This window comes from Allohahella marinimesophila (genome assembly GCF_039538005.1).
Lineage (GTDB): Bacteria > Pseudomonadota > Gammaproteobacteria > Pseudomonadales > Oleiphilaceae > Allohahella > Allohahella marinimesophila.
Genome location: NZ_BAABBO010000001.1, coordinates 283,566 through 309,410, shown reverse-complemented (window position 1 = coordinate 309,410; position 25,845 = coordinate 283,566). Strand labels below are relative to the sequence as shown.

Below are 25,845 nucleotides of genomic sequence, written 5' to 3'. Positions count from 1 at the left end.
ATTACGACTGGGCCTGATAGGCCTCGATCAGATCGCGAAGCACCTGCGCCTCCACAGGTTTGACCAGGTGCTCGTCGAAGCCTGCATTGCGTGATAGTCGGCGATCCTCTTCCTGACCATACCCAGTCATCGCCACCAGTAGTATCCTGCTGAAGGCTGGCTGGCTGCGAAGCCGGGTCGCCACTTCGTAGCCGTCCATGAGGGGCAGGCCAATGTCGAGCAGGACAACCTGCGGCATGAAGCTGTCTGCCATTTCAAGCGCGGCTGTGCCGTCATGGGCTGTTCGCACTTCATGACCCCACATATCGAGCAGCATGGCAGTCACATGGGCGGCATCGGTATTGTCATCGACCACGAGGATTCGCATCGACTCTAGGGTCTCAGCTGGCTGCTTTTCGATCTCAGGTGCAGCTTCTCGCTCCCGCCTTCTATCCAATGGCAGTCGCACGACGAACTCGCTTCCCAGATCGCTGCCCTCGCTTTTTGCCGTTATACTACCGCCGTGAAGATCAATCAGATTCTTGACGAGTGCGAGACCAATGCCCAACCCGCCCTCCGAGCGATCCAGTGATTTGTCGCCTTGCGTGAAGAGATCGAAAATTCGTGGGAGCAACTCCTCTTCGATGCCCACGCCTTCATCTTTCACCCTAATTTCAGTCTCCGACTCTATCTGCGTGACAGACAGACGAATCTCTGTGTCGGCACTACTGTACTTTGACGCGTTATTCAAAAGATTACCGAAGGCCTGTTCGAGCCTGGTAGCGTCAGCGAACAGGAAAAGCTCTGCGCTGCTGAAATGGAGCATCAGGGTCTGCCGTTTTCGCTCGATGAGAGGCCGCACGCGCTCGACCGCGCGCTCGACCAGCTCATTCACCGTCACCCGCTCCCGATTCAGCCGGATTCGACCGCTGGAAATACGTGACACCTCAGTCAGGTCATCGACGAGGCGGGCAAGGTGTCGCACCTGGCGCTCGATCACGCCCCGAGCATCATGCTGTGTCTGAGACTCGTCGCCGAGGTGCCTGATCAGTTCGAGCGCATTGAAAACCGGCGCCAGTGGGTTACGCAATTCATGCGCCAGCATGGCGAGGAATTCATCCTTGTGTCGATCGGCATCAGCAAGCTCAGCTGACTGCTGCGTGATCTGCCGTTCCATCGCCTTACGCTCGGTGATATCCCGGACATTGCATTGCGCCATGCGACGATTTTCTTCTTCATACACATTACAGATGAATTCGACCTCCTGAACCCGGCCAAGCCTGGTTTCCAGGGGCAGATCATCGTAGCGAACGTAACCATCGATTCTGAGCGCTTCCATAGCCTCCTTGCTTTGTCGCTTGTCCTTGAAGAATCCGATCTCCCAGAGCTGTTTGCCATGAAACTGTTGCTGTGAGTAGCCAAGCAGCTCGGACATATAGGGATTGGCGTCGATAATGCTCATATTCTCAGCATCAAGGATCAGTATTCCGTCTTTGGCCGACTCAAACAGCCGTCGAAAGCGCTTTTCTGACTCGTTGAGCTGCCGCTCAGCCTGCTTTCTGGCAGTAATATCGGCTGCGGTACCATCAAAGCTCAAGGCTTTTCGACCATTGCCGGTATGGTCGAATAGCGATCGGCCCTTCGCATAGATCCAGCGCCAACTGCCATCCGGATGCTGGACCCGATACTCGATTTCATAGAGTTGAGGGTCCACTGGATTGAGTGCAGCATTCACTGCAGCTCGAACACGCTCACGATCGTCGGGATGCATGCGCTCAAGGCCACGCTCGAAGTCTACGAGTTCGAGATCGATCCCGAAGATCGCACGAGAACGCGCATCTGTACTCAGCTGCATTGACTCGGGATCCAAATGCCAGGCGCCGAGCTCGGCAGCATCCAGAGCCAGCTTGCGTTGATCCTCACTAGCCTGCAGCTTCTGTTCAGCCACCTTTCTCGAAGTGATATCAACCGCGACCCCTGGAAGCCGGATCGCCGTGCCTGAAGCATTTTTTTCCAGTCTTCCGCGCGCCACCACCCAGCGGATTTCGCCCGCAGCACCAACAAGACGATATTCCGCTTCAAACAGCCGATCCGCGGAAACTGCTTCGGCGAGGCTCATTTTCACCCGGTCACGATCATCGGGGTGAATTGCCCTTGTATAGGCTTCGACAGGGCCGCCAGCAGCTTCCCCTTGAGTCACCTGAAACATATTCGCCAGGTTGGCATCCGCCCAGACCCGGTTGGACAACAGGTCATACTCCCATGTGCCTATTTCAGCAGCACCCAGTGTCGAGTTCAGGCGCGAGCGGGCCATTTGCAACTTTTCTTCGGCCTGGCGACGCTCAGTAATGTCTTCGATCGCTAGCAGGATAAGTTCAGTGTGCTCGGGCGATGGCATGCGACGTGCGTTGAGTTGTAGTACCTTGACCCCGCGGCCGGGAAGGTACTGCTGAACCTCATAATCCTTGTACTCGAACAACAGTTGTTCTTCGAGCAGCATCTTCAGTTCAGGATTGTTCCACTCACCGTTACCCAGTTCGTAGATCAGGCGGCCTTCGATTTCAGCACGCTTCAGCTGAAAATTTTCGTAGAATGCCGCATTAGCCGACACGACGTGAAGGCTGTCGTCGAGTACCAGCAGGGATTCGCGCAAGGTACCGATGATGTTGGTAGCGTAGGCGAGCGCATCCTCTATCTTCTGTTTCTGGGCCCTGCGCTCGGAGATGTCGCGGAAAACGATGACCGCACCGGACACCCGGTTGTCCCGGTCACGAATCGGCGCTGCACTGTCATCGATTGGACGCTCGGTACCGTCCCGGGCGATTAGCAGGGTATTGCTGGCCAGGCCAACGACCTCACCTTTGCGCAGTGCGTCGAAAATAGGATTATCTACCTTGTTTCTGGTGTCTGCGTTGACCAGGGCGAGGATCTGATCCAGATGAAGCCCTCCGGCATCTTCGAAAGTCCAGCCGGACAGCGTCTCTGCTACCGCATTGACAAAGGTCACGCGGCCTTCGGAATCCACGGCAATTACCGCATCACCAATACTATCGAGGGTCGTTCTCAGCCAATAGGCAGTTTGCAGCAGGGCATCAGTCATCTCAGACCCAGCCATGTACTGCGCTTACATCAAGGCGCATTGATCATCCTTCCAGAGAGACGTCTGCTGCAGGCCGATCTTAGCTAATCACCGGTCATAAAACGGAACCGAGATGGCCTCTGAGCAATGAAGAATACGCTCATGGATTAAAAGCCGATCAGCAGGTGGTGAAGGCGCAGACGGCCGGTCGGACGACTTCCAGTAGACGCACGGGCGTGACAGAATGAGCCTTTGCGCCAACCGAGTCTGCTTTTGAATGACCCTTGCCGTCCTGTCAGTAAAAGACCATGAATAGCCGGGAAGCACTTATCCAGGCGCTCGATCTCACGCATCAGAGAATAGAGTCGCTGGTGAGTGAATTGTCCGATGAACAGCGAGCAGTGCCCTATCACTCCGGCATCAACCCGCCCGTGTGGGAGCTCGGTCATAGTGCCTTCTTCTATGAGTTTTTCCTGCTGATGGCTCTCGATGGCGTCAGCTCATTCGACCCAAGCATGGACGAGGTCTGGGATTCGTTTGAACTGGATCACGCGGACCGATGGTCCCCCAGTCTCTTCCCCCCCTATCTGGCCACGCTCGACTATGTGAGGCACGTGCAACGTCAGGTGATGACTCGATTGTTTGAGAAGCCGCTGACGTCGAATGATCACTATCTCTACCGTTATGCCATCTGCCATCAGAACATGCATATCGAGTCGATGATCTGGGCGAGACAGACCCTGGCTTTACCGACACCACCAGCGCCGCCAGAAGAGCCGAATTTATCGCACACTGACACCGGCGATACAGCCAATGCCGTGGGCGATACTGACATTCGGGGCGGCTACTTTCTGATCGGTCTGCCGGGCGATTCCAGTGAGTTCGCACGTCGGGACTTCGGTTTCGACTGCGAGCAACCTGGGTTCCGCGCAGTCATCAGCGATTTTTCAATCAGCAGGACTCTGGTGACCTGCGGAGACTTTCTCGCCTTCGTCGAAGATGGCGGTTATGACCGACCCGAGTTCTGGAGCCAGGGTGGAAGGGGCTGGTTGCGTAATGCCCAGAAGCGACCCATAGCAGCCGAATGGCACGCGCAGCAGGCCCGTTATATTCATCAGCAGGGCGATATACCGGCAGACGCGCCACCGCGGCATCCGCAATACTGGCGAAAGCGCGCCTCAAGAGACGGCTGGGAAGTGCGGCATTTCGATCAATGGCTGCCACTTGAACCCTCGCACCCGGTGCTTCACATCGCTTACTGGGAGGCCGAAGCATGGTGCGCATGGGCCGGTCGTCGGCTGCCAACCGAGCTGGAGTGGGAGGCCGCTGCGCTGGACAATCGCCCCGGCCAGGATTTTCAGCTACTGCCCTGGGAGCGCACGGGGGTCAGCGATGGCTCCCCGGAAGACTTCGCCAGTCTTGCGGACATGGATGCGCGTGCTCTGGGCCGACTGCCAGCCACTGCCCTGCCGGCTGGTGCCAGTCCCTCGGGCTGTCTTCAGATGATCGGTACATGCTGGGAATGGACCTCGTCACAGTTCCTGCCGTACGACGGCTTCAGAATGGATATGTATCCCTATATGTCAACGCTTCAGTTCGGCACCCACAAAACGACACGTGGCGGCTCTTGTGCTACATCGTCGTTACTCATCCGTGGTACCTATCGACAAGCCTACCTGCCTGACCGGTTCGATGTCTTCACCGGCTTCCGTAGCTGTGCACTCAACCCGAGCAGACAAACATGACCATTGGCATGACCCAGGCCACTTATGAAACTGATGAATTATTGGACCAGTACCTCGATTTTCATTACGGCCCCGACCATTTTGGTGTGGCCAATTATCCTGCCCGCTGTGCAGAACTCTGCGTCGAAGCGTTGTCTGAGCGCACAGACCTGAGATCTCTCGACGGTCCCATTCGCGTGCTTGAGCTGGGCTGCGCCTGCGGTCGCACGGCCTTCGAACTCGCCAGGCATTTCGAGCACGTCGAGGCGATCGATCTGTCTGCACGCTTCATCGAAGCGGCAAGGACGCTTCAGGAGACTGGACAGCACCGATACTCACTCACGACTCAGGGCGAATTGAGGGAAAACTATTCAGCAGACCTGGCGCGTTTGAAACTGGCAGATACAGCCGGTCGAGTGAAGTTTCAGGTGGGGGACGCCTGCGTAGCAAAATCAGGCCAACGGCATGATCTGATTTTCGCTGGCAACCTGCTCGATCGCCTGTCTGCACCAGCTGCCTTTCTCGACAGTATGCAAGAGCGACTGAACGACGACGGGCTGTTCGTCATCAGCAGTCCTTATACCCTGTTGGAAGCGTTCACCGAGCGGACGGACTGGATTGGTGGCTTCATCGACGCAGACGGTGAGCCACGAACGGTACTGGATGGCATGCACGCCATACTGGACGAACATTTCGAACGGCAGGATAATCCGGTCGACGTGCATTTCGTGATCAGGGAAACCGCCAGAAAGTTTCAGCACTCGGTGGCTGAAATGACCGTCTGGCGGCGACGCAGGCGCCCTGCTTAAGCTGCCTTGTCCAGGATACTCTGTATCTGCGCGTGGGCACTGTCCACGCTGTCGTCACCGGCAGCATTCAGGCGGTCTGCGGTGATGAAGGTGACGTCATTGATTCCGATGAAGCCCAGCACGAATCGCACGTAGGGGCTCAGGAAGTCCGCTTCGCTGCCAATGGCCACCCCGCCCGTCGCGACAGCGACATAAGCGCGCTTACCCTCCAGTAACCCGACAGGCCCTGTAGCTGTATAGCGAAAGGTGCGTCCCACTCTCGCAACCAGATCGATCCAGGCCTTGAAACTTGCTGGAACATTGAAATTGTACATCGGCAGACCGATGACGACGATGTCGGCAGCCTCGAGTTGATCGACCAGCGCTTCGGATACCGCAATGTTTGCCAGCTGTGTTTCAGTGCGGGCATCGGATGCTGTGTAATAAGCGCCAATCATCGCTTCAGTCACGAAGGGAAGGCCTTCGGCCAGATCCTGGTAAATGACTTGATCGCCATCCTTCTGCAAGCCGTCAAGCAAAGCGCTTGAGAGCTTTCGGCTGGTGGAATCCGTATTGCGGGCGCTGGCGTCGATGTGAAGAATTGTGGTCATGCTACTGTCCTGTTCCAATGGGCGGGCTAACTATGGACTTACTCTATCTTTTTCCGGGAGAATGATAATCCGCTCAATCGGAATATTATTAAGTCCATAACAGCTATAATCGCTCAAGTATTTATCAGCAGGAGAACGAAGTGGAGCGGCTTAGTCGGGTGGAATTCTTTCTCGAGATCGTTCGTCACAAAAGTTTCACTGGCGCAGCCAACGCACTGGGCACCAGTGGTTCGGCCTTGAGCAAACAGATGCAGAACCTGGAGGCTCAGCTCGGGGTCAAGCTGCTCAACCGAACCACCCGGCATGTTTCACTCACAGAAGCAGGGGCCATTTACTATGAACGGGCGCGGCAGGCACTCGAAGATCTTGCCGAAGCAGAGCGGCAAATACAGGATCTTGGTGCAGCGCCGCAGGGATCGCTGAAAATCAGCGCACCAATGTCTTTCGGTCGAAGGCATCTGGTCAAGCCTTTTGCTGCCTTTGCCGCCCGGTATCCAGAGGTGCACCTGCAGATCGATTTCGACGACCGCCATGTCGATCTCGTGTCCGAAGGCTACGATGTAGCCATACGCATCGCCTCTCTTGCTGACTCGACTCTGGTCGCCCGGCGTCTGGCCGACTGCCCTATCATGCTTTGTGCAAGTCCTTCGTATCTGCAACAACACGGCCGTCCGGAAACACCCGAGGACCTGGCCGGACACCGCCATATCATCTACAGCCGCCATGGCCTTCAGTCCGACTGGCTTTTCGAGCATAAGGATGGACGGCAGGGTAGCGTATATAGACACGCCCATATGCTGGCGAATTCGGCCGAAATGATGAGCACTGCAGTGGCGGAGGGCATCGGCATCGGCCTGTTACCGATATTTGCTGCTGCGCAACAGCTGAAGGCTGGCACGATGGAACAGATTCTAGCTGACTATAAAACCATACCAGACAGAGGTATCTATGCGATGTACCCGCAGAATCGATACCTGTCTGCAAAGGTTCGTTTGTTGATCGATGAACTGCTGACAGTTGGACAGACCTTACCCTGGTAGGCTTGGCGGACTCAGCCAGTGCACGCTTCTGCTAGCGTGACCCTGTTCCGCCCGCTATGTTTGGATTTGTACAGCGCTGTGTCGGCCGACTTGAGCAACGACTCCACGCCCGCCTCCGTACCTGGTACCAAGGCAGCGAGACCAATACTGATCGAGACGTCGACCAGCTCACCATCGACTGAAAACCCGAGTTCTTCCGTAGCCAGTCTTATACGCTCCGCAATGTAGAAGGCGCCTTCGAGGCTGGTTGTCGGCAGCAGTACGCAGAACTCCTCACCACCATAGCGCGCAGCAACATCGGAAGGACGTTGCAACTGAGCCCGTATTGCCTCCGCCACGGCCTTGAGGCACTGGTCACCCACCAGGTGACCGTAGTCGTCATTGAAGCGTTTGAAGTTGTCGATATCCAGCACCATGACGGCCAGCATGATCTTGTCCCGAAAAGCTCTGGCATATTCAAGTTCCAGCCGTTGCTCAAAGAAGCGCCGATTGTGCAGTCCCGTCAGACCATCGGTGAAGCTCATCTTCTCGAGCTTAAGATTAGCCTTCTCCAGCTGCTCGGTGCGCTGGCGCACCCGCTCTTCAAGCGTATCGTTTGCTCTGAGCTGAACTTCGAGCGCATGAGCCTGAGCCTGCTGGACCTGCCGCTGTGAACGCTCTCGCTGACGAACTTCGATATTGATCCGCTCGGCAATGGCCATGGACAGTAGAAGCGCCTCGACTGCTGAACCCATTTGCCAGCCGTACTCTGTGAACAGATTTACCGGCAGAATGCCCCAGGCCTTGAGGCTGAAGGCAAAACCACCAATGATCACGAAGGCCCATGCCAGCAGGAAGTACCGTGCGGCGCTATTGCCATTGCGGTAACTGTTCCAACCCGCAAGGCACAGCAATACGCCCGTGATTGAAGCCACCGGGTTGGCAATCCGAATAGAGATATAGTAATCGAGGAAAATACTGGCGATCGCGGTCACCACCGCCAAGCACTGAAGTGCGACGATCCAGCGATCAAGACGGGGCTGCTCCTGCCGGGTATTCAGCAGAAGGCGGCTGAACTGCATGATGATGGCCATCGACAGCGCAGCCACCAGAGAGAGCGCCTCGCGGAACCACCATGGATGTTCAAGACCGAAATAGTCATAGGTCAGACCGTCGTACATGGCGAAGAACAGGCCATGATGCACGACTATGGTCAGGATATAGAACACGTATACCTTGTCGCGTACAGTGACCAGTAGAAAGATACTGAACACCGTCATGGCGAAAATCAGCCCCTGATAGAACGTCAACCATGCGTAGCTGACACGCTGAGACTCATTCAGTGCCGCTTCGTCGAACAGTTGCAAGGGCATGTAGAAGGTGTCGGCGCTGTCGGCGTAGAGGTAGAAAGTCTGCGACTGTTCTGCAGGCAGCGTTATGGGGAGGACGAAATGCCGGGACTGGTATGGTCGATCTGCGGGCAATACCAGCCTGCCCGAGCGTTGCAGGTCATAGCCACCCTGTTCCAAGGGTTGATAGAGCCTGATGGTGTCAACGAAGGGCGTCTGATAGTCGAGAAAGACCGTCTGGGCTTCGGTCGTCACATTACGGAGCTGAAAGCGAACCCAGTAACCGGCCGAGGTATAGCCGGGATTGATGACTTCAGCCTCGCTTCGAATGAAGTCCTCGCTCCGCTCCAGCACTTCTGGCAGGGTCAGCTCGCGCTGTGGATCTTTCAGATACTCCAGGTGTTTTCCGAGAGCCGCACTGTTGAATTGCTCGTCGACCCGTATTTCATCCAGCGCAAGACAGTCTGTCGCCGGCATTACAAATACCAGGAGCATGCAACGAAGCCAGCCCAACAGCTGGTTCCGATCTTGTTTATCACCGGTCGAAAGCACTATGTCGTCTATCGTTTCAGGTGGTGGCACTGCAGTGGGCAGGCCGTCGATGATGTTCTGTCAGGGGTAGTGAACTCCACGCTCGCTGTTTTGGTGCAGGTGCACCTATAGAGGCAAGTATAGGAGGCTGTGGGTGGCAGACCATTGTGGAAGCGCATGATCTTGTAAAGAAATGAACGGCTGGCCGAAAGACCTAAAACAGAACGCGTGCTGCCGCCCATTCACCGATAGCAGTTTACAGTGAGAAGGTGGAAGGCGATGTCAGGCTGGATCTCAGACTGTCAGCAAGCGCCGGTTTCAAAGCGATTTCGACCGTTCGACTTGGCCATATACAGTCGTGCATCTGCCAGTGTCAGAAGCTCTGCCTGGCCGTCCCGCTTTGACGGCACGCCAGCGGCAATGCCAATACTGACTGTCATGTTCACGGCCCCCGCCTCCGCGGGTACAACAGTTGCGTAAACAAAACGTCTCCTATGCTGCGGGATGACCGCTTCCGCAGTTCGGTTCGGCATCGCAGCTCAGGCGCATGCCAGCGTCCTCTGGTTGCAGGGTACTGTGGGTAATAGCGAAGCGATCTCGCAATACACTGCGTAACTGCGGCAGGATGTCCACCCAGGACTGCATCGAACTCAATTCGATATGCGCCGCCAGCGCGTGACTACTCGTCGTCAGACTCCAGATATGCATATCGTGGACTGCCTGAACGCCTGGTGTTTGCGTCAGCGCTTCGCTGACCTCACTGACATTGATACCGGCCGGCACCCCCTCCATCAACACGTGTGCAATTTCACGCAGCAGGCGCAGGGCAGAGATCAGAATCAACAGACTGACGCCCAATGACAGTATTGGGTCGACAATATACGGACCGCCAAAATAGATCGCTGCACCGGCAGCAAGCGCAGCGACCGAGCCCAGCAGGTCGCCCATGACGTGCAGAAGCGCTCCACGAACATTGATATTCTGCTCGCCTCGCATGAGCACCCAGGCCACTACGACATTGACCAGAAGCCCCAGCCCACCAATGACCATCACGACAAGGCCGTTGACCTCGGGGGTCTCACTCAACCTGAGAACCGCCTCATAGGTGATGAAGGCGACGACAAGAAACATGAAGATAACGTTGAATAGCGCGCCCAGCACTTCGGCCCGCTGCAATCCAAAAGAGTGCCGCCGAGAAGCAGGCTTGCTGGCCAGCCAGGCGGCAAAGGCCCCCACGCCAAGCGACAGGGAATCCGTGAACATATGACCCGCATCGGACAACAGCGCGAGCGAATCCGCCATGAGCCCCCCCAGCACTTCGACGACGGCAAAACTGATGGTGAAGATCAGGGCAAACAGCAGAGTCTTCCCACTCCCATGGCTGTGACTATGACTGTGGTTGTGACCATGGCTGTGGTCAGTGTGATGGTGGTGTTTGTGGGCAGCCATGCAGGACCTTCCTCTTCCTACTTATTCAACGAAAACGCTTGGGCGATGTCAGTATAGTAGGAGAGCGCTTGCGGCGCTTCAGGGTTTGTCCTAGCATCACGGTATCCCCTAAATATCCATCAACAGTTTCGCTATCGAAGCGACGCTGTTTTCGAGGTTTTTGCCATGGTTAGCATGCCACCCATCAAGCTATCGACTGTCGACTACAGGCGTCTCAGTGCCTTGCTGGACAAGTTACCCTTCAGCCCGGAAGCTGATTTGCTGGCTGAAGAAATCGAACGTGCCGAACATCGGATGCCTGAAGACATGCCGGCTGACGTGGCCACCATGCGCTCGCGGGTGACCTTCACTATTCTTTCTACGCAGAAAACGTTCACCTATACACTGGTCTATCCTGAAGAACTAACTGGTTACGACAGTCCTCTCTCTGTACTTACGCCGGTTGGTAGCGCACTGCTTGGGCTATCCACGGGTCAGACAATGGAATGGCCGCTTGGATCTGATCGTTCGACAAGGGTTCGGATCGACAACATCTGCTACCAACCCGAAATGGCCGGCGATTTTCACCTTTAGCGCTAGTCATTGGCGCGGCAGCTTCTTGTGAAGCGCCGCGCACAGTGCGGCAGCGACGTATTCCTCGTAAGCATCGGCAGGGTCGAATGCACCCTTGTAAATGATGTCGACTGTTTCAATAAGCGCAGCGATCCTGGCCAGTGAGGCATCGTCTGTGGTCTCAAGCGCTTCAACCTCCAGTGCAGTGCTCAGCAGAAAGTCCCAAAATTGTTTATTCCTCACGAATACGCTCCTGTAGCAGGCATCTCGTTCGCTTGAGTGGCTGCAAATATCATTTGAACAGCTCAGCCGCGAACGGAAGACAGAGCGCCGTAAAAATACCGGTCAGCCCCATGCCTAGCGACGAAAACGCGCCGGCCAGGGGACTGATAGTGAAGGCATGCACGGTCCCGATGGCGTGACCATTGACGCCAAGCACGAAGCCGATGATGCGATCATCAGTGACGCCCAATAAAGGCGCGAGCAGACTGACGAATAGCGTAGCCACCACTCCGGTCACCAACAGCCCGCCCATCATCAACGAAAGCGAGCCGCCGATGTGTTCGGTAATACCCATCGCAATGGGAGCAGTGACTGACTTCGGCGCCAGGGAAAGCAGCACCTCCGGTGTGCCGCCCATCCACCAGGCCAGCGCCACGGCGTAAATACAGGCAAGCGTTGCGGCCAGTGGCACTGTCGCCAGAATAGGCAGCCATAAGGCACGGATATGATGAATCTGTTGGTAAAGTGGTACGCCGAGAGCCACGGTGGCTGGGCCTAGGAGAATGGACACCCATTCGGCACCGCGTCGATAATCAACAAAATCAATCGCCAGTATAGCCAGCACGGCAGCCGTCAGCATCGCGGAGATGAGGACTGGCGGGCACCAGATTGGATGTTTCAACCGGCGGAAGATCCATGTACCTGCCAGGAAGGCGGCTATCGTCAGTGCAATAGCCAGTATCGAAGACTGACCCAGATGCGCCAGAAGGTCATCCAGCCAGCGCGGCAGCTCAGTCATGGTCGCTTGGCCGGGATTTATCGCGAGTGAGGACCATCATGATCAGAAAGGTGCTGAGGACACTGAGTAGAGTCCCCAGCACGAGGGCGACGCCAAAGGTCAGCCATTGTCCGGCAAAGCGATCGGCGAGAAAGAACACACCGACCACACCAGGCAGGATCAGAATAATCAGTATCGAGATGAGATGCTGACTCGCTATCGCAATGTCCTCACTGACCTTGCCCCTTGCGAGTAGATACACGGTCAGCAGCAACATGCCCAGCACACCACCGCTCACCGGCCAGCCGAAGCTGTAGCGGACAGACTCCCCGACAATCAGGAACAGACACAGGGCAAAGAACCCTTGGATCAACAGCATCGCTTATAGATGAATCAGGTGAATGATGCGACGGTAGTTCAACGCATGGTCTTGAGTGATGTCGCCCATTTTGCCAGTTCATCGAGCATGGCAGTGGCCGAGCTATCGAGGTGATCGTCGGCCTGGAAGACTTTGGACTCATTGATCCGCTTGCCAGCCATCTGAATCATGACGCCTTCGACCATAGGCATCATCTTCACGGTCGTCACCAGTTGCTTCGCGGCCTGGGCCGAACGCAGGCCGCCGGAGACGCCGCCGTAGCTGACGAAACAGCAGGGCTTGTAATTCCATTCCCGGTAAAGATAGTTGATCGCATTCACGAAGGAGGGCGGCGGAAAATAGTTGTACTCAGGCAGCACGAAAACATAGGCATCTGCTTCGGAAACGCTTGCGGACCACTTTTTGGTGTGGTCATGCGTGTACTGCTGCAGCATGGGATGAGCAGGTTCGTCAAAAACCGGTAACTCGAATGCTGCCAGATCGACAAGGCTGCAATCAAAGCCGCCATGTTTGCTCGAAAACTCATGAAACCACTGGGCGATGGAAAGACCGATGCGCCCAGGCCGGGTGCTACAGGCAATTGTTTGGAGTTTCATAATCGTAGGTCCGCTTCTGATGTGAAGAGAATACGAAAGGGTAACTGAAGCGGACCCGACGCGCGAGTCAGCGCACGAATATCAGGCGGCCCGGGCGGCGTCAACGAGGGCATCACAAGCCTTGAGGGGATCTTCTGTCCGCCGAAAGCTCTCTATCCACTGTCCGTAATAACGCATGTCCGGGATATCCGTAGGATGGAAGCCCGGTTTGAAATAAGCCAGAATCTTCGGTAGCAGGGCCGAAAACACGCCATTGACGCCATACATCCAGCCGAGGTTGGCCAGAAGCATGCGCTTTCGCGCCCACCAGCCAAACCCATCCGCCTTCAGCAGCGCCTCGCAGTAGCCGAGCATCATCCGCACAGTCAGCAGCGTGCTGTAGGCCATGGCCGCAGTGCGCCTGGCGTACCCTACCCCGGCCACCTTCTGCATCACGTCGAAAGCGACTGACTTATGCTCCATCTCTTCGATGGCATGCCAGGCGAACAGGGACTTGACCCGATGATCAGCACCCGCCAGCACTGAGGCATCGGTGAAGAACGCATCAGCCATCAAGGCTGTAAAATGCTCGAAACCCGCCGTCATGGCAAGATTGAAGGCCGGAGAAAACCGTTCGAGATGCCGCTCGAGCTGCTTCTTGTGAAAGGCGATCACTTGCGAGACCGGCATACCCTGCTGCGCCAGTAAGGTGTTGAACTTGGTGTGGGCGAGACCGTGCTGCCCCTCCTGGCGGATAAAATCCTTCACCTGCTGTTCGAGCGTCGGATCTGATATTCCGGCTCGAAAAGCTCTGACGCAGGTAATGAAGTAGCGCTCGCCTTCCGGAAACGACATTTGCATGCCATCGAGAAGACGCGTCTTGAAAGGGTCGTTGCGAAACCAGTACTTCGGGATAGTCTCGTCCAGTTGAAAATCCATGTGCTCTCGTGGCTGGATTTTTGAAGCCGTAGCAGTCTGGCTGATCATGAGGACTTCCTTATTGTTTTTGTTTTTAGTGAACTGTTGGCGTCTGATAACTCAGGCTTTCGGCCCCTTCAGGATGTCATAGTGCTCAGGATCCATCAGCGCTTTCAATTCACCATGAAGCAGCCGGTTCCTTTTTTCCAGGGGCAGGCTCCAGGAGGTCAGCCAAAGCTTGAAAGAGTTATGACCACAGACAATGCGCTGTTTGCCAGAGCGGATTCCGCGAATCACCTGGCGGACGACGTCGGCAGGGTCCGTCTTCAGATACTTCGCAGTAAACTCTTCACCGCCTTCGACGCCCTTGGCGATATTGGTTCTGACACCGCCCGGATGCACCAGGTGCACAGATATCGCTGACGTCTGTAGCTCGACCATGAGTGATTCGGTAAAGCCGCGGACTGCGAATTTGGCGGCACAGTAGTCCGAGGTATTAGGCGTGCCGACGAGACCGAATACACTGGAGACGTTCACCACGGCGCCTTCGCCGTTGCGGAGCAGTTGCGGCAGAAACGCCCGGGTGCCATAGACCACACCGAAAAAGTTGATCTGCATGGTTCGCTCATAGTCGTCATCGCTATTGAGCCAGACTGGCTTGCCGCCACCACCAACTCCAGCATTGTTGATGATGATATGCGCATCTCCCAGTTCAGCCTTTACCTCGTCAGCAAAACTGTTCATGGTGGCCTTGTCGCCTACATCAAAGACCTTACTCACCACTGCCGGGGCAGCGCCCTCCACCAGACCCACCGTCTCCGCAAGTCCATCAGCATCGTAGTCGTTCAGCGCCAACCTGGCCCCCAACCTGGCGAACTCGACTGCATAGGCGCGCCCCATACCTGAACCGGCCCCGGTAATCACGACAACACGATTTTTGAAATCCTTCATGCTGCTTTATCTCCTGAATCTGCGACTGGTGTCTTATGGGCCTTCACGCTGTCAAACCGAAGATGGGGGTCGGCGATCTGCCCCTTCCGGAGCACTGTCTTATCGTGTTTGTAGTCCATCGACATTACCCAGGGCCAGCCCTCACCCTGCCTCGGCAGACTGTCAATCGATCGCTTGACATAACCGGCGCCAAAATCCAGCAATGGTCGCGTCTTCATGTCCTTTGAAGGTAACTCTGGTGTACAGGTACTGAAGCCATGGTCATCCATATGGGCCAGCAAGCGGCAGAAATGCTCGCACAGTAGCCCGATCTTCAATGTCCAGGACGAATTCGTGTAGCCCACCGCGAAAGCGAGATTCGGCACTCCATCGAGCATCATGCCCTTGAACGCGACTTTCTCCGAGTAGTCGACGGGCTGACCATCGACAGTCAACTTGATGCCGCCGAAGACCAGCAGGTTCAGGCCGGTAGCCGTCACGATAATGTCTGCCTCCAGCTCCCGCCCGGATTTGAGCGTTACCCCTTTGTCAGTGAACGCTTCGATATGATCTGTCACCACCGAAGCTTTGCCCTTCGATATGGCTCTGAACAAATCGCCGTCGGGTACAGCACACAGTCGCTGATCCCACGGGTTGTAGGGGGGATTGAAATGCTCATCCACCGGATAGCCTTCCGGCAGGGCTTTTCGGTTGAAGTGGCGAATAAACCGTCGGGCCATCTTCGGATACTTCTGACAGAAGCGCCAGACGGCACTGGATATCGCAATATTCTTGCGCCGCGTCAGTGCGAAAGCCCAGCGCTCAGGCAGGAGCCTGCGCAAACCATTGGCAACAGCGTCTTTTGACGGCAGGCTCATAACGTAAGTGGGCGTCCGCTGCAACATGGTCACATGCGCAGCCTGCCTGGCCAAGGCTGGCACCAGCGTCACGGCAGTCGCGCCGCTGCCAATCACCAGGACACGTTTACCGGCATAGTCCAGATCTTCTGGCCAGTGCTGTGGATGAATCACCTGTCCTCTGAAATCTTCCCTGCCCTTGAACTTCGGGGTGAAGCCTTCGTCATAACGGTAATAACCAGCGGCGGCAAATATCCAGTTGCAGGTCATGCTGGTGCGCTCGCCAGTGTCGGCCCGCTCTACTTCGACTGTCCAGCGCGCGTCTGCACTGCTCCAGGCGGCGCTGCAGACTTTGTGCTGATAGCGGATCTTGCTATCGATACCATGCTCTGCAGCGGTCTTGCGGAGATAGGCAAGAATTCGGTCTGCGCCTGCAATGGCCTCTGAATCCACCCAGGGCTTGAACTCATAGCCAAAGGTATGCAAATCGGAATCCGATCGAATGCCCGGATAACGAAACAGGTCCCAGGTGCCGCCAGAGGCTTCACGTGCTTCCAGAATGGTATATGACTTTTCGGGCTGGTCACGCTGCAGGTAATACGCAGCACCGATGCCTGAAATGCCTGCACCGACAATGATGACATCTGTATGCGCTGTGGCTGCTTGTTGTTGTAGTGGCACTGCGGCTCCTTGAACAATGGTTGATCATGTAGAAGCTATTGTGTGCACAATAAATGGACTGAACAAGGTACTAACTGCATCAATTTTCAATCTACAAGGTGCAAAGCGCCCTTTTTCACCGAAGCATTCAGACGTTAGACTATGGACATATCGATATGCTAACTCTCCGACCCTATGCCTTGAGGACACTGTCATGCCGCAAACTCCAGCTTCGGCAAAATGGGCGCCCCCTTCCCCGGCTGTATGCGAGTTATTCCGTCGGGGAGCAGAAATCGCGCTGAGTGCGCCGCCGGAGTGGCTGGAGGAAATTGATCAGGCAAGCCTGTCGACCGACAACCTGCAACTGATGGCCGATGACCCTGTCATCATGGCAGCCACCAGACGCGCCAACCGGTCAAATCTGATTCACTGGGCGATCGCCAACATCGAGAAGCCTGGCGCTCCGGTTGCGCCAAATCTGCCGTCTGACATGATGAGCACCGCCCGCGAACTGGTGCGACGGGATGCCACCAATCTCATGTTCACCGCCGCGCGAGCAGCCCAGGACGCCGCCTGGCAACGATGGATGGCTATAGCATTTCAGCTGACTTCAGATCCGGACGAGCTTCGGGAGCTACTGTCTGTGTCGGCCCGCTCGATCGCCAGCTTCATTGATGCCTGCATGCGGGAAATGGCCAGCTTCATGAAGACCGAACATGAGCAATTGGTACGTGGCACCCATGTCGACCGCCGCGAATTGGTCACCGCCATTCTCGAGGGTGCATCGGTCAGCAGTCAGCAGGCCAGCCACCGTCTTGGCTATTCTCTCAATCACGCTCACCATGCCGCAGTGGTCTGGAGCGAGCAGGCGGAAACCGAAATAGGCTTGCTTGATGAGGCGGCCCATACGCTGGCTCGTTGCGCGGGTACGGAGCAGATGCTGACAGTACTCGCAAATACAGCGACTTTATGGGTCTGGACTACCGGCGACAAAGGACTGGACGTTCAGGCGCTCAAGACTGCCATGAGAAAACTGGCTGACCTTCGAATGACGACTGCATCTGCCGGACGGGGTATCGAAGGCTTCAGACGCGCGCATCTGGACGCCCTCGCCACGCAGAGTGTGCTGGGCAGACTGAACTCCAGTGCACAGCTCGCCAGCTTCGACGAAGTCCGGCTCGTTTCATTGATGTCGCGTGACCCCGAAGCGACACAGCAGTTCATCAAACACACGCTGGGCGACCTTGCGAGCGCTCAGCCTGCGCTCAGACGCTCGCTTCGCACCTATCTGACCGTAGGCTGCAACGCAACGCTGGCCGCAGAACGTCTCCACACCCACCGCAATACCCTGTTACGCCGGCTCGCGCGCGCAGAAGACCTTCTGCCACGTCCCATGGCGCAGAACCAGATTCATATCGCTGCCGCGCTTGAAGCACTGAGCTGGACAGCGGATGATTAGCTATCAGACCACTTCAGCCAGATCGCCCTTGTCTTCGAGCCAGGTCTTGCGATCTCCAGCACGCTTCTTGGCCAGCAGCATGTCCATCAGCTCCATCGCTTCGCTGGGCTCGTCAATGGTCATCTGGACCAGTCGGCGGGTATCCGGTGCCATGGTGGTTTCACGCAGCTGTAAGGGGTTCATTTCACCGAGCCCCTTGAAACGCGTCACTTGTGGCGTGCCACGCTTCTTTTCCGCTTCGAGTCGGTCAAGTACACCCTTTTTTTCATACTCGTCAAGGGCGTAGAAAGTCTCCTTGCCCAGATCGATACGATACAGCGGCGGCATGGCGATATAGACATGACCAGCAGCTACAAGCGGGCGGAAATGCTGGAAGAAGAGTGCGCACAATAGCGTGGCAATGTGCGCACCATCGCTGTCGGCATCAGCCAGAATACAGACTTTGCCGTAGCGCAGACCAGTCAGGTCGTCGGAGCCAGGGTCCACACCCAGCGCCACGGCGATATCATGTACTTCCTGCGAAGCCAATATCATCCCGGACTCGACTTCCCAGGTATTCAGAATCTTTCCGCGCAGGGGCATGATGGCCTGAAACTCACGGTTTCTCGCCTGCTTGGCAGAGCCGCCCGCAGAGTCACCTTCCACGAGAAACAGTTCACTCAGGGCGATATCGCTGCCGCTACAGTCTGCCAGCTTGCCGGGCAAGGCCGGGCCGCTGGTAATCTTCTTGCGGGCCACCTGCTTCGAGGCTTTGAGGCGACGCTGAGCCTGCTCGATAACCATTTGCGCCAGCGCTTCACCTTCACTCACATGCTGATTCAGCCAGAGCGTGAACGCATCCTTGACCACACCAGCGACGAAGGTTGCGCATTCACGCGACGACAGCCGCTCCTTGGTCTGACCGGAAAACTGGGGATCGGCCAGTTTGACTGACAGCACATAGCAGCAACGGTCCCAGATATCGTCGGGTGCCAGGCGCACGCCACGCGGCAGCAGATTACGGAATTCGCAGAAATTGCGCAGCGCTTCGAGCAGGCCGGTTCGCAGACCATTGACGTGGGTGCCGCCCTGAATGGTCGGGATCAGGTTGACGTAGCTTTCGGCGATGGTTTCAGCCCGCTCCGGCGTCCATTGAACGGCCCAGTCCACGGCTTCCTGGCCGCCAGCCATGGACCCAACGAAAGGCTCCTGTGGAACGGTGACCGTGTCTTCGGTAGAGGATTTGAGATAGTCAGTCAGACCATCTTCGTAGTGCCACTCGATGGTTTCATTGTCGATTTCATTCTTGAACGTAATGCGAAGCCCGGAGCACAACACTGCCTTGGCGCGCAGGTTGTGCTTGAGCCGACTGACAGAGAACTTCGGTGAGTCGAAGTACTGCGGGTCCGGCACGAAGTTGATCGAAGTGCCGGTATTGCGCTTGCCAACGGTATCGACAATATTCAGGTCTTCTACCTTCTCGCCCCCGGCAAAGCGCATCTGGTAGACATTGCCATCACGCTTGATCTGCACTGTGAGCTTGAGTGACAGTGCGTTGACGACAGAAACACCAACACCGTGCAGGCCACCGGAAAACTGATAATTCTTGTTGGAGAACTTGCCACCAGCGTGCAACTTGGTGAGGATCAGCTCAACGCCTGGCAGTCCTTGATCCTTGTGGATATCAACTGGCATGCCTCGGCCATCATCGCTTACGGTCAGCGTGTGGTCCGCATGCAGCGTGACACTGATATGCTTGGCGTGCCCAGCGAGCGCCTCATCGACACTATTGTCGATCACTTCCTGAGCCAGGTGGTTGGGCCGCTGGGTGTCCGTATACATGCCCGGCCTGCGCCGCACCGGATCTAGACCGGTCAGGACCTCTATCGAATCTGCATTATAGTCGCTGGTAGAACTGGAGCCACTGCTCGCCAAGTCTGTTTCTCCGTTAAATCAATTAGTGGATGAGGCGCCCGCAGTCACCTTCAGATCGTCCTCGAGCGCCGGATATGTTTGTACCACAACACAGGGCTGAGTCACCACTGCAGCCGACATCGTACCGGGCGCCGGATCGCGAATGGTCACTGGCACCTGAAGGAGATCATCAGCGCGCGCAGCATTGCCAGCCAGCTCGATACCGCCTCCGGAACGACTCTGGGGCGCTGCGATTACGGCTATTAACGAATGCTTGTCGAAATCGACTTCAGGGGCTGGTGGCGCTTCGAACTGCGAAGAATGTACCGACTTCCAGAATAGCTGCCATTTGGCGGCATCGCGAACCACTATGACACGCTCGACCGCAGCGGCGTTCAGATTCTGCTCAGGTTCGAGTGCCTTGACGGCTGCCGGGAGCAGGTTGCACTGGCTGCTCAGCCAGAGTGTATTGAGCGCGACCTGGCCGGGTATCGGGGACTCGGTCTCACCATCCGAGGATGCGCAGGCGCTGGTGATGAAAACGAAAGAAGCCGCAAGTGCGGCTTTGGAAATGATTTTGAACTGTGACATGGTGCCTCATCATCGGCCGGCATCCATTGCCGGCTCATCCAGATTAATTGGTAGGCACTATCCTCCGAAGACCTGTCTGTCGCTGGCCAGAGGATTCTGGTCCTGACTACGAGGTGTACCCGGAAGACGCTTGATGCCCTTGCCCGAAAGAATACTCGATAACAGCGAGTCTGACGATGAGCCTTCTGCCGCAATGTCATCTTCGAAGCCTGTCTGGAAGTCGATATCGTTGCGATCAGTAGCCAGCCTGATGATGTCCGGAAGATTTCGCAAGGGGAAGGCTGCACAGGCTTCACCGGTGTCACAGATAAAGCCATCGTTGTCCATATCCGAACCGGCATAGACCTGGTAATTGCCGGCAGGAATCTCACTGAAGGCGAAATCGTAGAAGCCGTTTGAGACATTAGCAATGAACTGGTAATCCTCGCCTGTGTCGACCTCCACCAGCAACACGTAGTGGGCGCCGGCATCTGAAGCGATATTGGTATTCGGAATATCAAGCGCTACCGGAATAGTGAGCGTGCGCGCAACTGGCATGCCACCAACGATCGACGACGTATATATCACTTTGACAGCGCCAGGGTATGAGACGCCCTCAGCTAGCCCGTTGACATTGGCGTTGGCGATTATACGGTAATTCGCATCATCAATTTTTTCGTAGGTAAGCCAGCCCTGATCGCCTACGGTGGTAGCTGCGACGTTTGTGACCACCACACCTGTTTCCGGAACGCTCAGTATCAGATCCACTGAGCCAGATACCGTAAACTGAATGTTAGTGACGTTAGCGTTGATCACCGGCGTCGGCACCGGGTTTGGACCTGCTTGAGCAACGACCGTCAACGCTTTGGTCGCATCGATGATGCCATCACCATAGACGTCGTCGCGCTGAGGATCACCAAGATCTCGGGTAAAATCTCCAGAGGCTATGTAACCTCGAACAGCGTCCGGAGTGAGCACTGGCAGTGCATCGACCGTCTTGCGATATGACTGCAGAAGCGCAATGACGCCAGCCACGTGTGGCGCTGCCATCGACGTACCCTGCATGAAGCCATAGCTTGCCACGACTGAACTGCCGCTATCATTGGCCCAGGTGCTCAACACGCCATCACCGTAGGTGTCGGTATTGAGGTCCTGTTGAATATTGCCTCCCGGCGCCACAAGACTGATCGTAGATCCAAAGTTGGAATATGGTGCCTTGACGAGATCCAGCCCTACCGCGCCAACCGAAATGACTTCCGGAAATGCTGCTGGATAGAACGGCGCCGACGTGCTGTCGTTGCCAGCCGCTGCCACGACGACCACACCAGCGTCATTGGCTGCCTTCACGGCATTGCTGAGTGTGACCGAATTGCCTGGGCTACCAAGGCTGAGGTTGATGACGTCTACCTTGGTGGCTGTGCCACCGCACTCAGGGACGTTTTCAAGACCTGCAGCAAAACGGATGGCGCGAGCGATATCGAAGTCGCTGCCCTCACCATTCTTGCCCAGCACTCGAAGAGGCATCACTTTCGAGCTGAACGCAACGCCAATACCGCCAACGGTGTTATCGGCTGCGACGATGGTGCCTGCCACATGCGTACCATGGAAGCTGCTCTGTCCAATCAGGCTGTCGCCTGGATCCTCTGGATTGCCATCCACACCATCACCATCGAGGGAGGTGTTCAGATTGCTCACAAAGTCACAGCCTGCAGTGGTTTGACCAAGGAGGTCCGGATGATTCGAATAGATGCCTGTATCCAGAACGGCCACAACGCTGCCTTCACCACTCGTCAGTTCCCAGGCTGGCGTCAGGTTGACCGCATCGTTATGCCACTGATATCGGCGTAGCGGATTGGTACCTGCCGGGGCCGCACTGGCGTGGCGAATGTAGTTAGGCTCGGCCAGCAGAACACCAGGCTGCTTTCGCAGCTCGGCGATTCGTGCGAGTGTTTCCGCGCGGGCTGCCTCACGCCCGTTTGGGGCCGAAGAAGCCGAAGCTGTAGACATGCCACCAGACATGTCGAAAGTGAACTTGTGAGTATCCGAGCCTTCTGTCAGTGCCTCCACATCCACGATATTCTGCGAGGACATCAGCTCCGCGATCGATGCCGCCCCGTTCTCCTCACTGGCGGACGCCGTGGCATAAGCCCCGGAATCGTTGCCCTTCATGACCACAATCGCTTCGCCAGCTACGAAGCGGGCTCCGGCGGGTACGTTCAAATCGACGGCAGCGGTATTGTCAAGGCTCGCCAAAGCACCAAACTCTCCAACGATGAGCGTGTAATTAGAAGGTCCTTTGGTTTCGTCAATCTGAATGAGGTACTCACCAGAGTCAATGATCTGAACGGTTTGCGGATCATCAGACACCATGGGATTGTTGATATTTTCCGGGTCCATGGTGGGATCGTCTTTATTCACCTTTTTGACCGTCAACCGCTGAGCCACGACAGAACTGCCAAGAAAATCATCAGCAATTCTTGGCTTCAGGGTGACCTGCTGGCCAGCCACCAAGGTCACCCTGTAAAAGTCAGTGGGATCTGCCGGGTAGCTAAAAAGGTTGCCGGAGCTGGCATAGGTGCCGGAGCGCGCGCTGACGTAACCGCCAACTATCGCCGGGTTGTTGATGGCTTGCGGTGCAGTGATCCGATTGTTGCGCGCAGTAAATATGCCGCCACCCGTATCGGCTGTATCAAGATCCACATATGAATTGGCAGCCACCTGAATACGACCCGACACGGCAAAATTCTTGTCCACGATCGGCGCTATCGATGTTGCACCGCTGCCTCCACCACCACCGCCGCCACAACCGGCGAGCGCAATGCTCAAGCCAAGCAAAGTCGGGACGAAGAGCTTCGGTCTAACCAGCGCAGCACTGGCGGCTTTTACTTCTGCCTTGCCCTCCGGCATGGTATTTTTTCGGGAGTCGAACATAAGCTATGTACTGCCACGGTGATGATCATCGGCTTTAGTCTTTGGTGGATCTTTGATCAGATCTCTTGTCTACTGATCTTAGAAGGCTGCCGGCCGAAGTTCAGTTCCAGTTGGCGTTGAATTGCTACGGTATGTAGCATTTGCGTTAACTACACTTGACTTTGTGTACGTGCAGGTACTTATGGCAACTCACACATACATCCCATGACCTAAGCGGTACATGTAATGAGCTACGATTTAAAAACTTACAGAATGCCGGGTCTGACCGGCCGCGGACTCGGCCTCTCGGTGTCGGTACTCGAAACCGACATGGCCAGAAAAATTCTCGAGCCGATCGTCAACTCCCAGCTCGGCATGAATGAGTTCAGACAACACCGCTACGATATCCATCCCAGCTTCACCCCCTTGCACACCAATACATCGGCGGTGACCGCGACTGGCGCTCAGCGTTCGGTCCAATTGTTCATGGAGTCCGTAGAAGAAGAGAATCTGAATCAGAAAAGTGCCAGTTTGCGAGGATCACTCAATTGCGCCACGCTCGCTTATGCGCGCGACTATCGCAGTGAACTGAGATCACCGCTAACGGTTTCACTGCAGTTGCAGGCGGCGCTCGAGTCACCGCATATGCAGGACTCAAAGGCCTTTGTCTTCACCGACAGCCAGGCGCTCAAGCACCAGGCCGAGCTCAGCACGAAGCGCTTCATGGCGGTGCAGCCAAGAGGGCTTCTTGAAGGTGTTCCGGTGGCCATCAAGGACAGCATCAACGCGGTGCCCTACGCCACGACCGGCGGCACAGAAGTCTTTGGCCAGGACCATAGTGCGGAAAAGGACGCCACGGTCGTCTCGCGGCTGAGAGCGGCAGGCGCCATGGTCCTTGGCAAAACCAACATGCACGAGATCGGCATTGGCGTTACAGGCGCCAACCCGCATTACGGCCATTGTCTCAACCCCTGGGATACCGACTTTCTTGCCGGTGGCTCGTCTGGTGGCAGTGCAGCTGCGGTCGCGAGCGGCATCTGCCCTGTTGCGATCGGATCGGATGGCGGTGGCTCCGTCCGCATCCCGGCGGCCTTCTGCGGCGTGGTCGGACTCAAACCGACCTGGGGGCGCATCAGCAGCGCTGGCACCTTGTCTGTCTGTGACACTGTGGACCATCTCGGCCCGATCGGTGCGAGCGTCGACGATGTGGCGCTCGCCTATGCCACCATCGCAGGGCCGGATCCGCTTTATGGACCAAGCTGTCACCAGCCATTCCCGCACCTCTCGAACTATTTCAAGGCGGATCTTACAGGTCTGAAGATCGGCATCTATAAGCCGTGGTTCGATCATGCGGACAAAGCCATAGTCGCGGCCTGTCGTGAAGCGGTGAAGGTTCTCGAGAGCCTGGGGGCGGAGATTGTGCCGGTCATCATCGAAGGGCTGGAAGACATGAGACTCGCGCATGCTGTCACCATCATGACCGAGATGCTCTCTTCGGTGGAACAGCCCCATCGCGAAACGCCTGAGCGCTTCAATGACGATACCCGGATGCTGCTGGCCTTTGCCCGCCTCTTCCGCAGCACAGACTATGTGAAGGCCCAGCGGGTCCGGACGCGCGCAATCGCACAGCACGAGGCGCTGTATGCCAAGGTCGACATGCTGGTCACTCCAGCAACAGGCGCCTTGCCGCCGAGACGGCCGAAAGGCAGCAAAGTGGCACTCGACCTTGGGCAGATGACAGAAATCATGCGCTTTTCGATTAACGACAACCTGGTGGGCATGCCGGCCATCACACTGCCGGTCAAACTGTCTGGCGATGGCCTTCCAATAGGTCTGCAACTCCATGCTGGACCCTGGCAGGAGCACGTACTGTTGCGGACGGCGAGATCACTGGAGTCGGCCCTGCGATTCAATGCCACCCACAGGCCGCCGCACTTTTTCGATTTCGCCTAGAAGTTCAGACTTTGACGTAGGGATTGTTTTCCTTTTCGTCACCAAAAGTCGACATTGGACCATGTCCGGGGACGAATGAGATGTCGTCACCCAAGGGCCAGAGTTTATCGCGGATAGAGGAGATGAGGGTGGCGTGATCACCCTTTGGAAAATCCGTGCGGCCAATCGAGCCGTGAAAAAGGACATCCCCTACCAGGGCAAGCCCTCTCGCCTTATTGTAGAAGACCACGTGGCCAGGGGTATGACCTGGGCAGTGGATCACCTGCAGCACTTCCTTGCCGACAGTGACTTCATCACCATCAGCCAGCCAACGGGTGGGCTCGAAAGTCTCGGCTTCGGGAAACCCGAACATCTGGCTCTGTTGCGGAAGAAGATCGATCCAGAACTTATCCTCTAGCGCCGGGCCTTCGATGGGGACCTTACGCAAGGCTGCCAATGTGGACACGGCACCGGCATGGTCGATATGGGCATGGGTCACCAGAATCTTCTCTAGCTCGAGATCTTCGAAATCCAGCGCTGAAAGAATTCTGTCCAGATCTCCACCCGGATCGACTACAGCCGCCTTTCGAGTCTCCTCGCACCAGATAATGGAACAATTCTGTTCAAAAGCCGTGACGGGAATTACCTTGAACTGCATGCGGAGCGTGCACCTTGCCGTGG

22 protein-coding genes are annotated in these 25,845 nt (G+C 56.3%); 6 read left to right on the top strand and 16 right to left on the bottom strand.

The annotated features are described in order from the left end of the window. Window position 1: 1 nt before the first annotated feature. Window positions 2–3,094 carry a PAS domain-containing hybrid sensor histidine kinase/response regulator gene (locus ABD735_RS01385; RefSeq protein WP_344802523.1) on the bottom strand — a complete coding sequence of 1,031 codons (3,093 nt, stop codon included), beginning with the start codon at window positions 3,092–3,094 and terminating at the stop codon, window positions 2–4. Window positions 3,095–3,366: 272 nt separating this feature from the next. Here ABD735_RS01385 and ABD735_RS01380 point away from each other — a divergent pair, with 272 nt between their 5' ends. After that, window positions 3,367–4,803 carry an SUMF1/EgtB/PvdO family nonheme iron enzyme gene (locus ABD735_RS01380; protein ID WP_344802521.1) on the top strand — a complete coding sequence of 479 codons (1,437 nt, stop codon included), beginning with the start codon at window positions 3,367–3,369 and terminating at the stop codon, window positions 4,801–4,803. Further along, window positions 4,800–5,591 (top strand): putative 4-mercaptohistidine N1-methyltransferase, encoded by a 792-nt coding sequence (locus ABD735_RS01375; protein WP_344802520.1) that lies wholly within the window; start codon window positions 4,800–4,802, stop codon window positions 5,589–5,591. The genes ABD735_RS01380 and ABD735_RS01375 overlap by 4 nt, the downstream gene beginning before the upstream one ends. Here ABD735_RS01375 and ABD735_RS01370 read toward each other — a convergent pair. Next, window positions 5,588–6,181, bottom strand: a complete 594-nt coding sequence (locus ABD735_RS01370) for an FMN-dependent NADH-azoreductase (protein ID WP_344802519.1) — start codon at window positions 6,179–6,181, stop codon at window positions 5,588–5,590. The genes ABD735_RS01375 and ABD735_RS01370 overlap by 4 nt on opposite strands. A gap of 140 nt (window positions 6,182–6,321) precedes the next feature. Here ABD735_RS01370 and ABD735_RS01365 point away from each other — a divergent pair, with 140 nt between their 5' ends. Next, window positions 6,322–7,221 carry a LysR family transcriptional regulator gene (locus tag ABD735_RS01365; protein ID WP_344802517.1) on the top strand — a complete coding sequence of 300 codons (900 nt, stop codon included), beginning with the start codon at window positions 6,322–6,324 and terminating at the stop codon, window positions 7,219–7,221. An 11-nt stretch (window positions 7,222–7,232) separates the two neighbouring features. Here ABD735_RS01365 and ABD735_RS01360 read toward each other — a convergent pair whose 3' ends face one another. The 3 genes from ABD735_RS01360 to ABD735_RS01350 all read right to left on the bottom strand — a co-directional run bounded on the left by ABD735_RS01360 (window position 7,233) and on the right by ABD735_RS01350 (window position 10,529). Next, a complete protein-coding gene (locus ABD735_RS01360) occupies window positions 7,233–9,026 on the bottom strand; it encodes a sensor domain-containing diguanylate cyclase (RefSeq protein ID WP_344802515.1) in 1,794 nt (597 codons plus the stop codon). 356 nt (window positions 9,027–9,382) lie between these two features. Continuing rightward, window positions 9,383–9,613, bottom strand: coding sequence for a GGDEF domain-containing protein (locus ABD735_RS01355; RefSeq protein WP_344802513.1), 231 nt, complete (start codon window positions 9,611–9,613; stop codon window positions 9,383–9,385). Further along, a complete protein-coding gene (locus ABD735_RS01350; protein ID WP_344802511.1) occupies window positions 9,573–10,529 on the bottom strand; it encodes a cation diffusion facilitator family transporter in 957 nt (318 codons plus the stop codon). The genes ABD735_RS01355 and ABD735_RS01350 overlap by 41 nt, the downstream gene beginning before the upstream one ends. A gap of 165 nt (window positions 10,530–10,694) precedes the next feature. Here ABD735_RS01350 and rnk point away from each other — a divergent pair, with 165 nt between their 5' ends. Continuing rightward, on the top strand, window positions 10,695–11,102 hold the full coding sequence (gene rnk, locus ABD735_RS01345; protein WP_344802509.1) for a nucleoside diphosphate kinase regulator: 408 nt from the start codon (window positions 10,695–10,697) through the stop codon (window positions 11,100–11,102). Between the two features lie 6 nt (window positions 11,103–11,108). On the opposite strand, the gene ABD735_RS01340 is transcribed toward rnk, so the two are convergent. The 7 genes from ABD735_RS01340 to ABD735_RS01310 form a co-directional block, all read right to left on the bottom strand. Further along, on the bottom strand, window positions 11,109–11,324 hold the full coding sequence (locus ABD735_RS01340) for a hypothetical protein (protein WP_344802507.1): 216 nt from the start codon (window positions 11,322–11,324) through the stop codon (window positions 11,109–11,111). Between the two features lie 49 nt (window positions 11,325–11,373). Further along, entirely contained in the window at window positions 11,374–12,102 is a 729-nt protein-coding gene (locus ABD735_RS01335; RefSeq protein WP_344802505.1) for an LrgB family protein, read from the bottom strand. Continuing rightward, window positions 12,095–12,460, bottom strand: coding sequence for a CidA/LrgA family protein (locus ABD735_RS01330; RefSeq protein ID WP_344802503.1), 366 nt, complete (start codon window positions 12,458–12,460; stop codon window positions 12,095–12,097). Before ABD735_RS01330 ends, ABD735_RS01335 begins: the two co-directional genes overlap by 8 nt. Window positions 12,461–12,498: 38 nt before the next feature. After that, window positions 12,499–13,056, bottom strand: a complete 558-nt coding sequence (locus tag ABD735_RS01325; protein WP_344802501.1) for an NADPH-dependent FMN reductase — start codon at window positions 13,054–13,056, stop codon at window positions 12,499–12,501. An 81-nt stretch (window positions 13,057–13,137) separates the two neighbouring features. Then, the gene (locus tag ABD735_RS01320; protein ID WP_344802499.1) at window positions 13,138–14,022 is read right to left on the bottom strand and encodes a metal-dependent hydrolase; all 885 of its coding nucleotides are present in this window, start codon (window positions 14,020–14,022) and stop codon (window positions 13,138–13,140) included. A 51-nt stretch (window positions 14,023–14,073) separates the two neighbouring features. Beyond that, window positions 14,074–14,904, bottom strand: coding sequence for an SDR family NAD(P)-dependent oxidoreductase (locus ABD735_RS01315; RefSeq protein WP_344802497.1), 831 nt, complete (start codon window positions 14,902–14,904; stop codon window positions 14,074–14,076). Beyond that, a complete protein-coding gene (locus ABD735_RS01310) occupies window positions 14,901–16,421 on the bottom strand; it encodes a flavin-containing monooxygenase (RefSeq protein WP_344802495.1) in 1,521 nt (506 codons plus the stop codon). Before ABD735_RS01310 ends, ABD735_RS01315 begins: the two co-directional genes overlap by 4 nt. A gap of 193 nt (window positions 16,422–16,614) precedes the next feature. On the opposite strand from ABD735_RS01310, the gene ABD735_RS01305 reads away from it, so the two are divergent. Beyond that, a complete protein-coding gene (locus ABD735_RS01305; RefSeq protein WP_344802493.1) occupies window positions 16,615–17,859 on the top strand; it encodes a PucR family transcriptional regulator in 1,245 nt (414 codons plus the stop codon). A gap of 3 nt (window positions 17,860–17,862) precedes the next feature. Here ABD735_RS01305 and parE read toward each other — a convergent pair whose 3' ends face one another. Genes parE through ABD735_RS01290 form a run of 3 tightly spaced genes read right to left on the bottom strand, consistent with a single transcriptional unit; the run spans window position 17,863 to window position 23,253 of the window. Continuing rightward, window positions 17,863–19,773: a DNA topoisomerase IV subunit B gene (gene parE, locus ABD735_RS01300; protein WP_344802491.1), complete on the bottom strand. Its 1,911-nt coding sequence runs from the start codon at window positions 19,771–19,773 to the stop codon at window positions 17,863–17,865. An 18-nt stretch (window positions 19,774–19,791) separates the two neighbouring features. Next, window positions 19,792–20,343: a protease complex subunit PrcB family protein gene (locus ABD735_RS01295; RefSeq protein ID WP_344802489.1), complete on the bottom strand. Its 552-nt coding sequence runs from the start codon at window positions 20,341–20,343 to the stop codon at window positions 19,792–19,794. Between the two features lie 57 nt (window positions 20,344–20,400). Next, a complete protein-coding gene (locus ABD735_RS01290) occupies window positions 20,401–23,253 on the bottom strand; it encodes a S8 family serine peptidase (RefSeq protein WP_344802487.1) in 2,853 nt (950 codons plus the stop codon). Window positions 23,254–23,478: 225 nt separating this feature from the next. Here ABD735_RS01290 and ABD735_RS01285 point away from each other — a divergent pair, with 225 nt between their 5' ends. Further along, window positions 23,479–25,185: an amidase gene (locus ABD735_RS01285; protein ID WP_344802485.1), complete on the top strand. Its 1,707-nt coding sequence runs from the start codon at window positions 23,479–23,481 to the stop codon at window positions 25,183–25,185. A 4-nt stretch (window positions 25,186–25,189) separates the two neighbouring features. On the opposite strand, the gene ABD735_RS01280 is transcribed toward ABD735_RS01285, so the two are convergent. Next, on the bottom strand, window positions 25,190–25,822 hold the full coding sequence (locus tag ABD735_RS01280) for an MBL fold metallo-hydrolase (protein WP_344802483.1): 633 nt from the start codon (window positions 25,820–25,822) through the stop codon (window positions 25,190–25,192). Window positions 25,823–25,845: the final 23 nt, after the last annotated feature.

Bases quoted from the DNA above. Each gene is read 5' to 3' on its own strand.
- ABD735_RS01380 (WP_344802521.1), top strand. From the start codon at position 3,367: ATGAATAGCCGGGAAGCACTTATCCAGGCGCTCGATCTCACGCATCAG.
- ABD735_RS01375 (WP_344802520.1), top strand. From the start codon at position 4,800: ATGACCATTGGCATGACCCAGGCCACTTATGAAACTGATGAATTATTG.
- ABD735_RS01320 (WP_344802499.1), bottom strand. From the start codon at position 14,022: ATGATCAGCCAGACTGCTACGGCTTCAAAAATCCAGCCACGAGAGCAC.
- ABD735_RS01335 (WP_344802505.1), bottom strand. From the start codon at position 12,102: ATGACTGAGCTGCCGCGCTGGCTGGATGACCTTCTGGCGCATCTGGGT.
- ABD735_RS01280 (WP_344802483.1), bottom strand. From the start codon at position 25,822: ATGCAGTTCAAGGTAATTCCCGTCACGGCTTTTGAACAGAATTGTTCC.
- ABD735_RS01330 (WP_344802503.1), bottom strand. From the start codon at position 12,460: ATGCTGTTGATCCAAGGGTTCTTTGCCCTGTGTCTGTTCCTGATTGTC.
- rnk (WP_344802509.1), top strand. From the start codon at position 10,695: ATGGTTAGCATGCCACCCATCAAGCTATCGACTGTCGACTACAGGCGT.
- ABD735_RS01385 (WP_344802523.1), bottom strand. From the start codon at position 3,094: ATGGCTGGGTCTGAGATGACTGATGCCCTGCTGCAAACTGCCTATTGG.
- ABD735_RS01360 (WP_344802515.1), bottom strand. From the start codon at position 9,026: ATGCCGGCGACAGACTGTCTTGCGCTGGATGAAATACGGGTCGACGAG.
- ABD735_RS01295 (WP_344802489.1), bottom strand. From the start codon at position 20,343: ATGTCACAGTTCAAAATCATTTCCAAAGCCGCACTTGCGGCTTCTTTC.
- ABD735_RS01370 (WP_344802519.1), bottom strand. From the start codon at position 6,181: ATGACCACAATTCTTCACATCGACGCCAGCGCCCGCAATACGGATTCC.
- ABD735_RS01285 (WP_344802485.1), top strand. From the start codon at position 23,479: ATGAGCTACGATTTAAAAACTTACAGAATGCCGGGTCTGACCGGCCGC.
- ABD735_RS01305 (WP_344802493.1), top strand. From the start codon at position 16,615: ATGCCGCAAACTCCAGCTTCGGCAAAATGGGCGCCCCCTTCCCCGGCT.
- ABD735_RS01325 (WP_344802501.1), bottom strand. From the start codon at position 13,056: ATGAAACTCCAAACAATTGCCTGTAGCACCCGGCCTGGGCGCATCGGT.
- ABD735_RS01290 (WP_344802487.1), bottom strand. From the start codon at position 23,253: ATGTTCGACTCCCGAAAAAATACCATGCCGGAGGGCAAGGCAGAAGTA.
- ABD735_RS01350 (WP_344802511.1), bottom strand. From the start codon at position 10,529: ATGGCTGCCCACAAACACCACCATCACACTGACCACAGCCATGGTCAC.
- ABD735_RS01355 (WP_344802513.1), bottom strand. From the start codon at position 9,613: ATGCCGAACCGAACTGCGGAAGCGGTCATCCCGCAGCATAGGAGACGT.
- ABD735_RS01315 (WP_344802497.1), bottom strand. From the start codon at position 14,904: ATGAAGGATTTCAAAAATCGTGTTGTCGTGATTACCGGGGCCGGTTCA.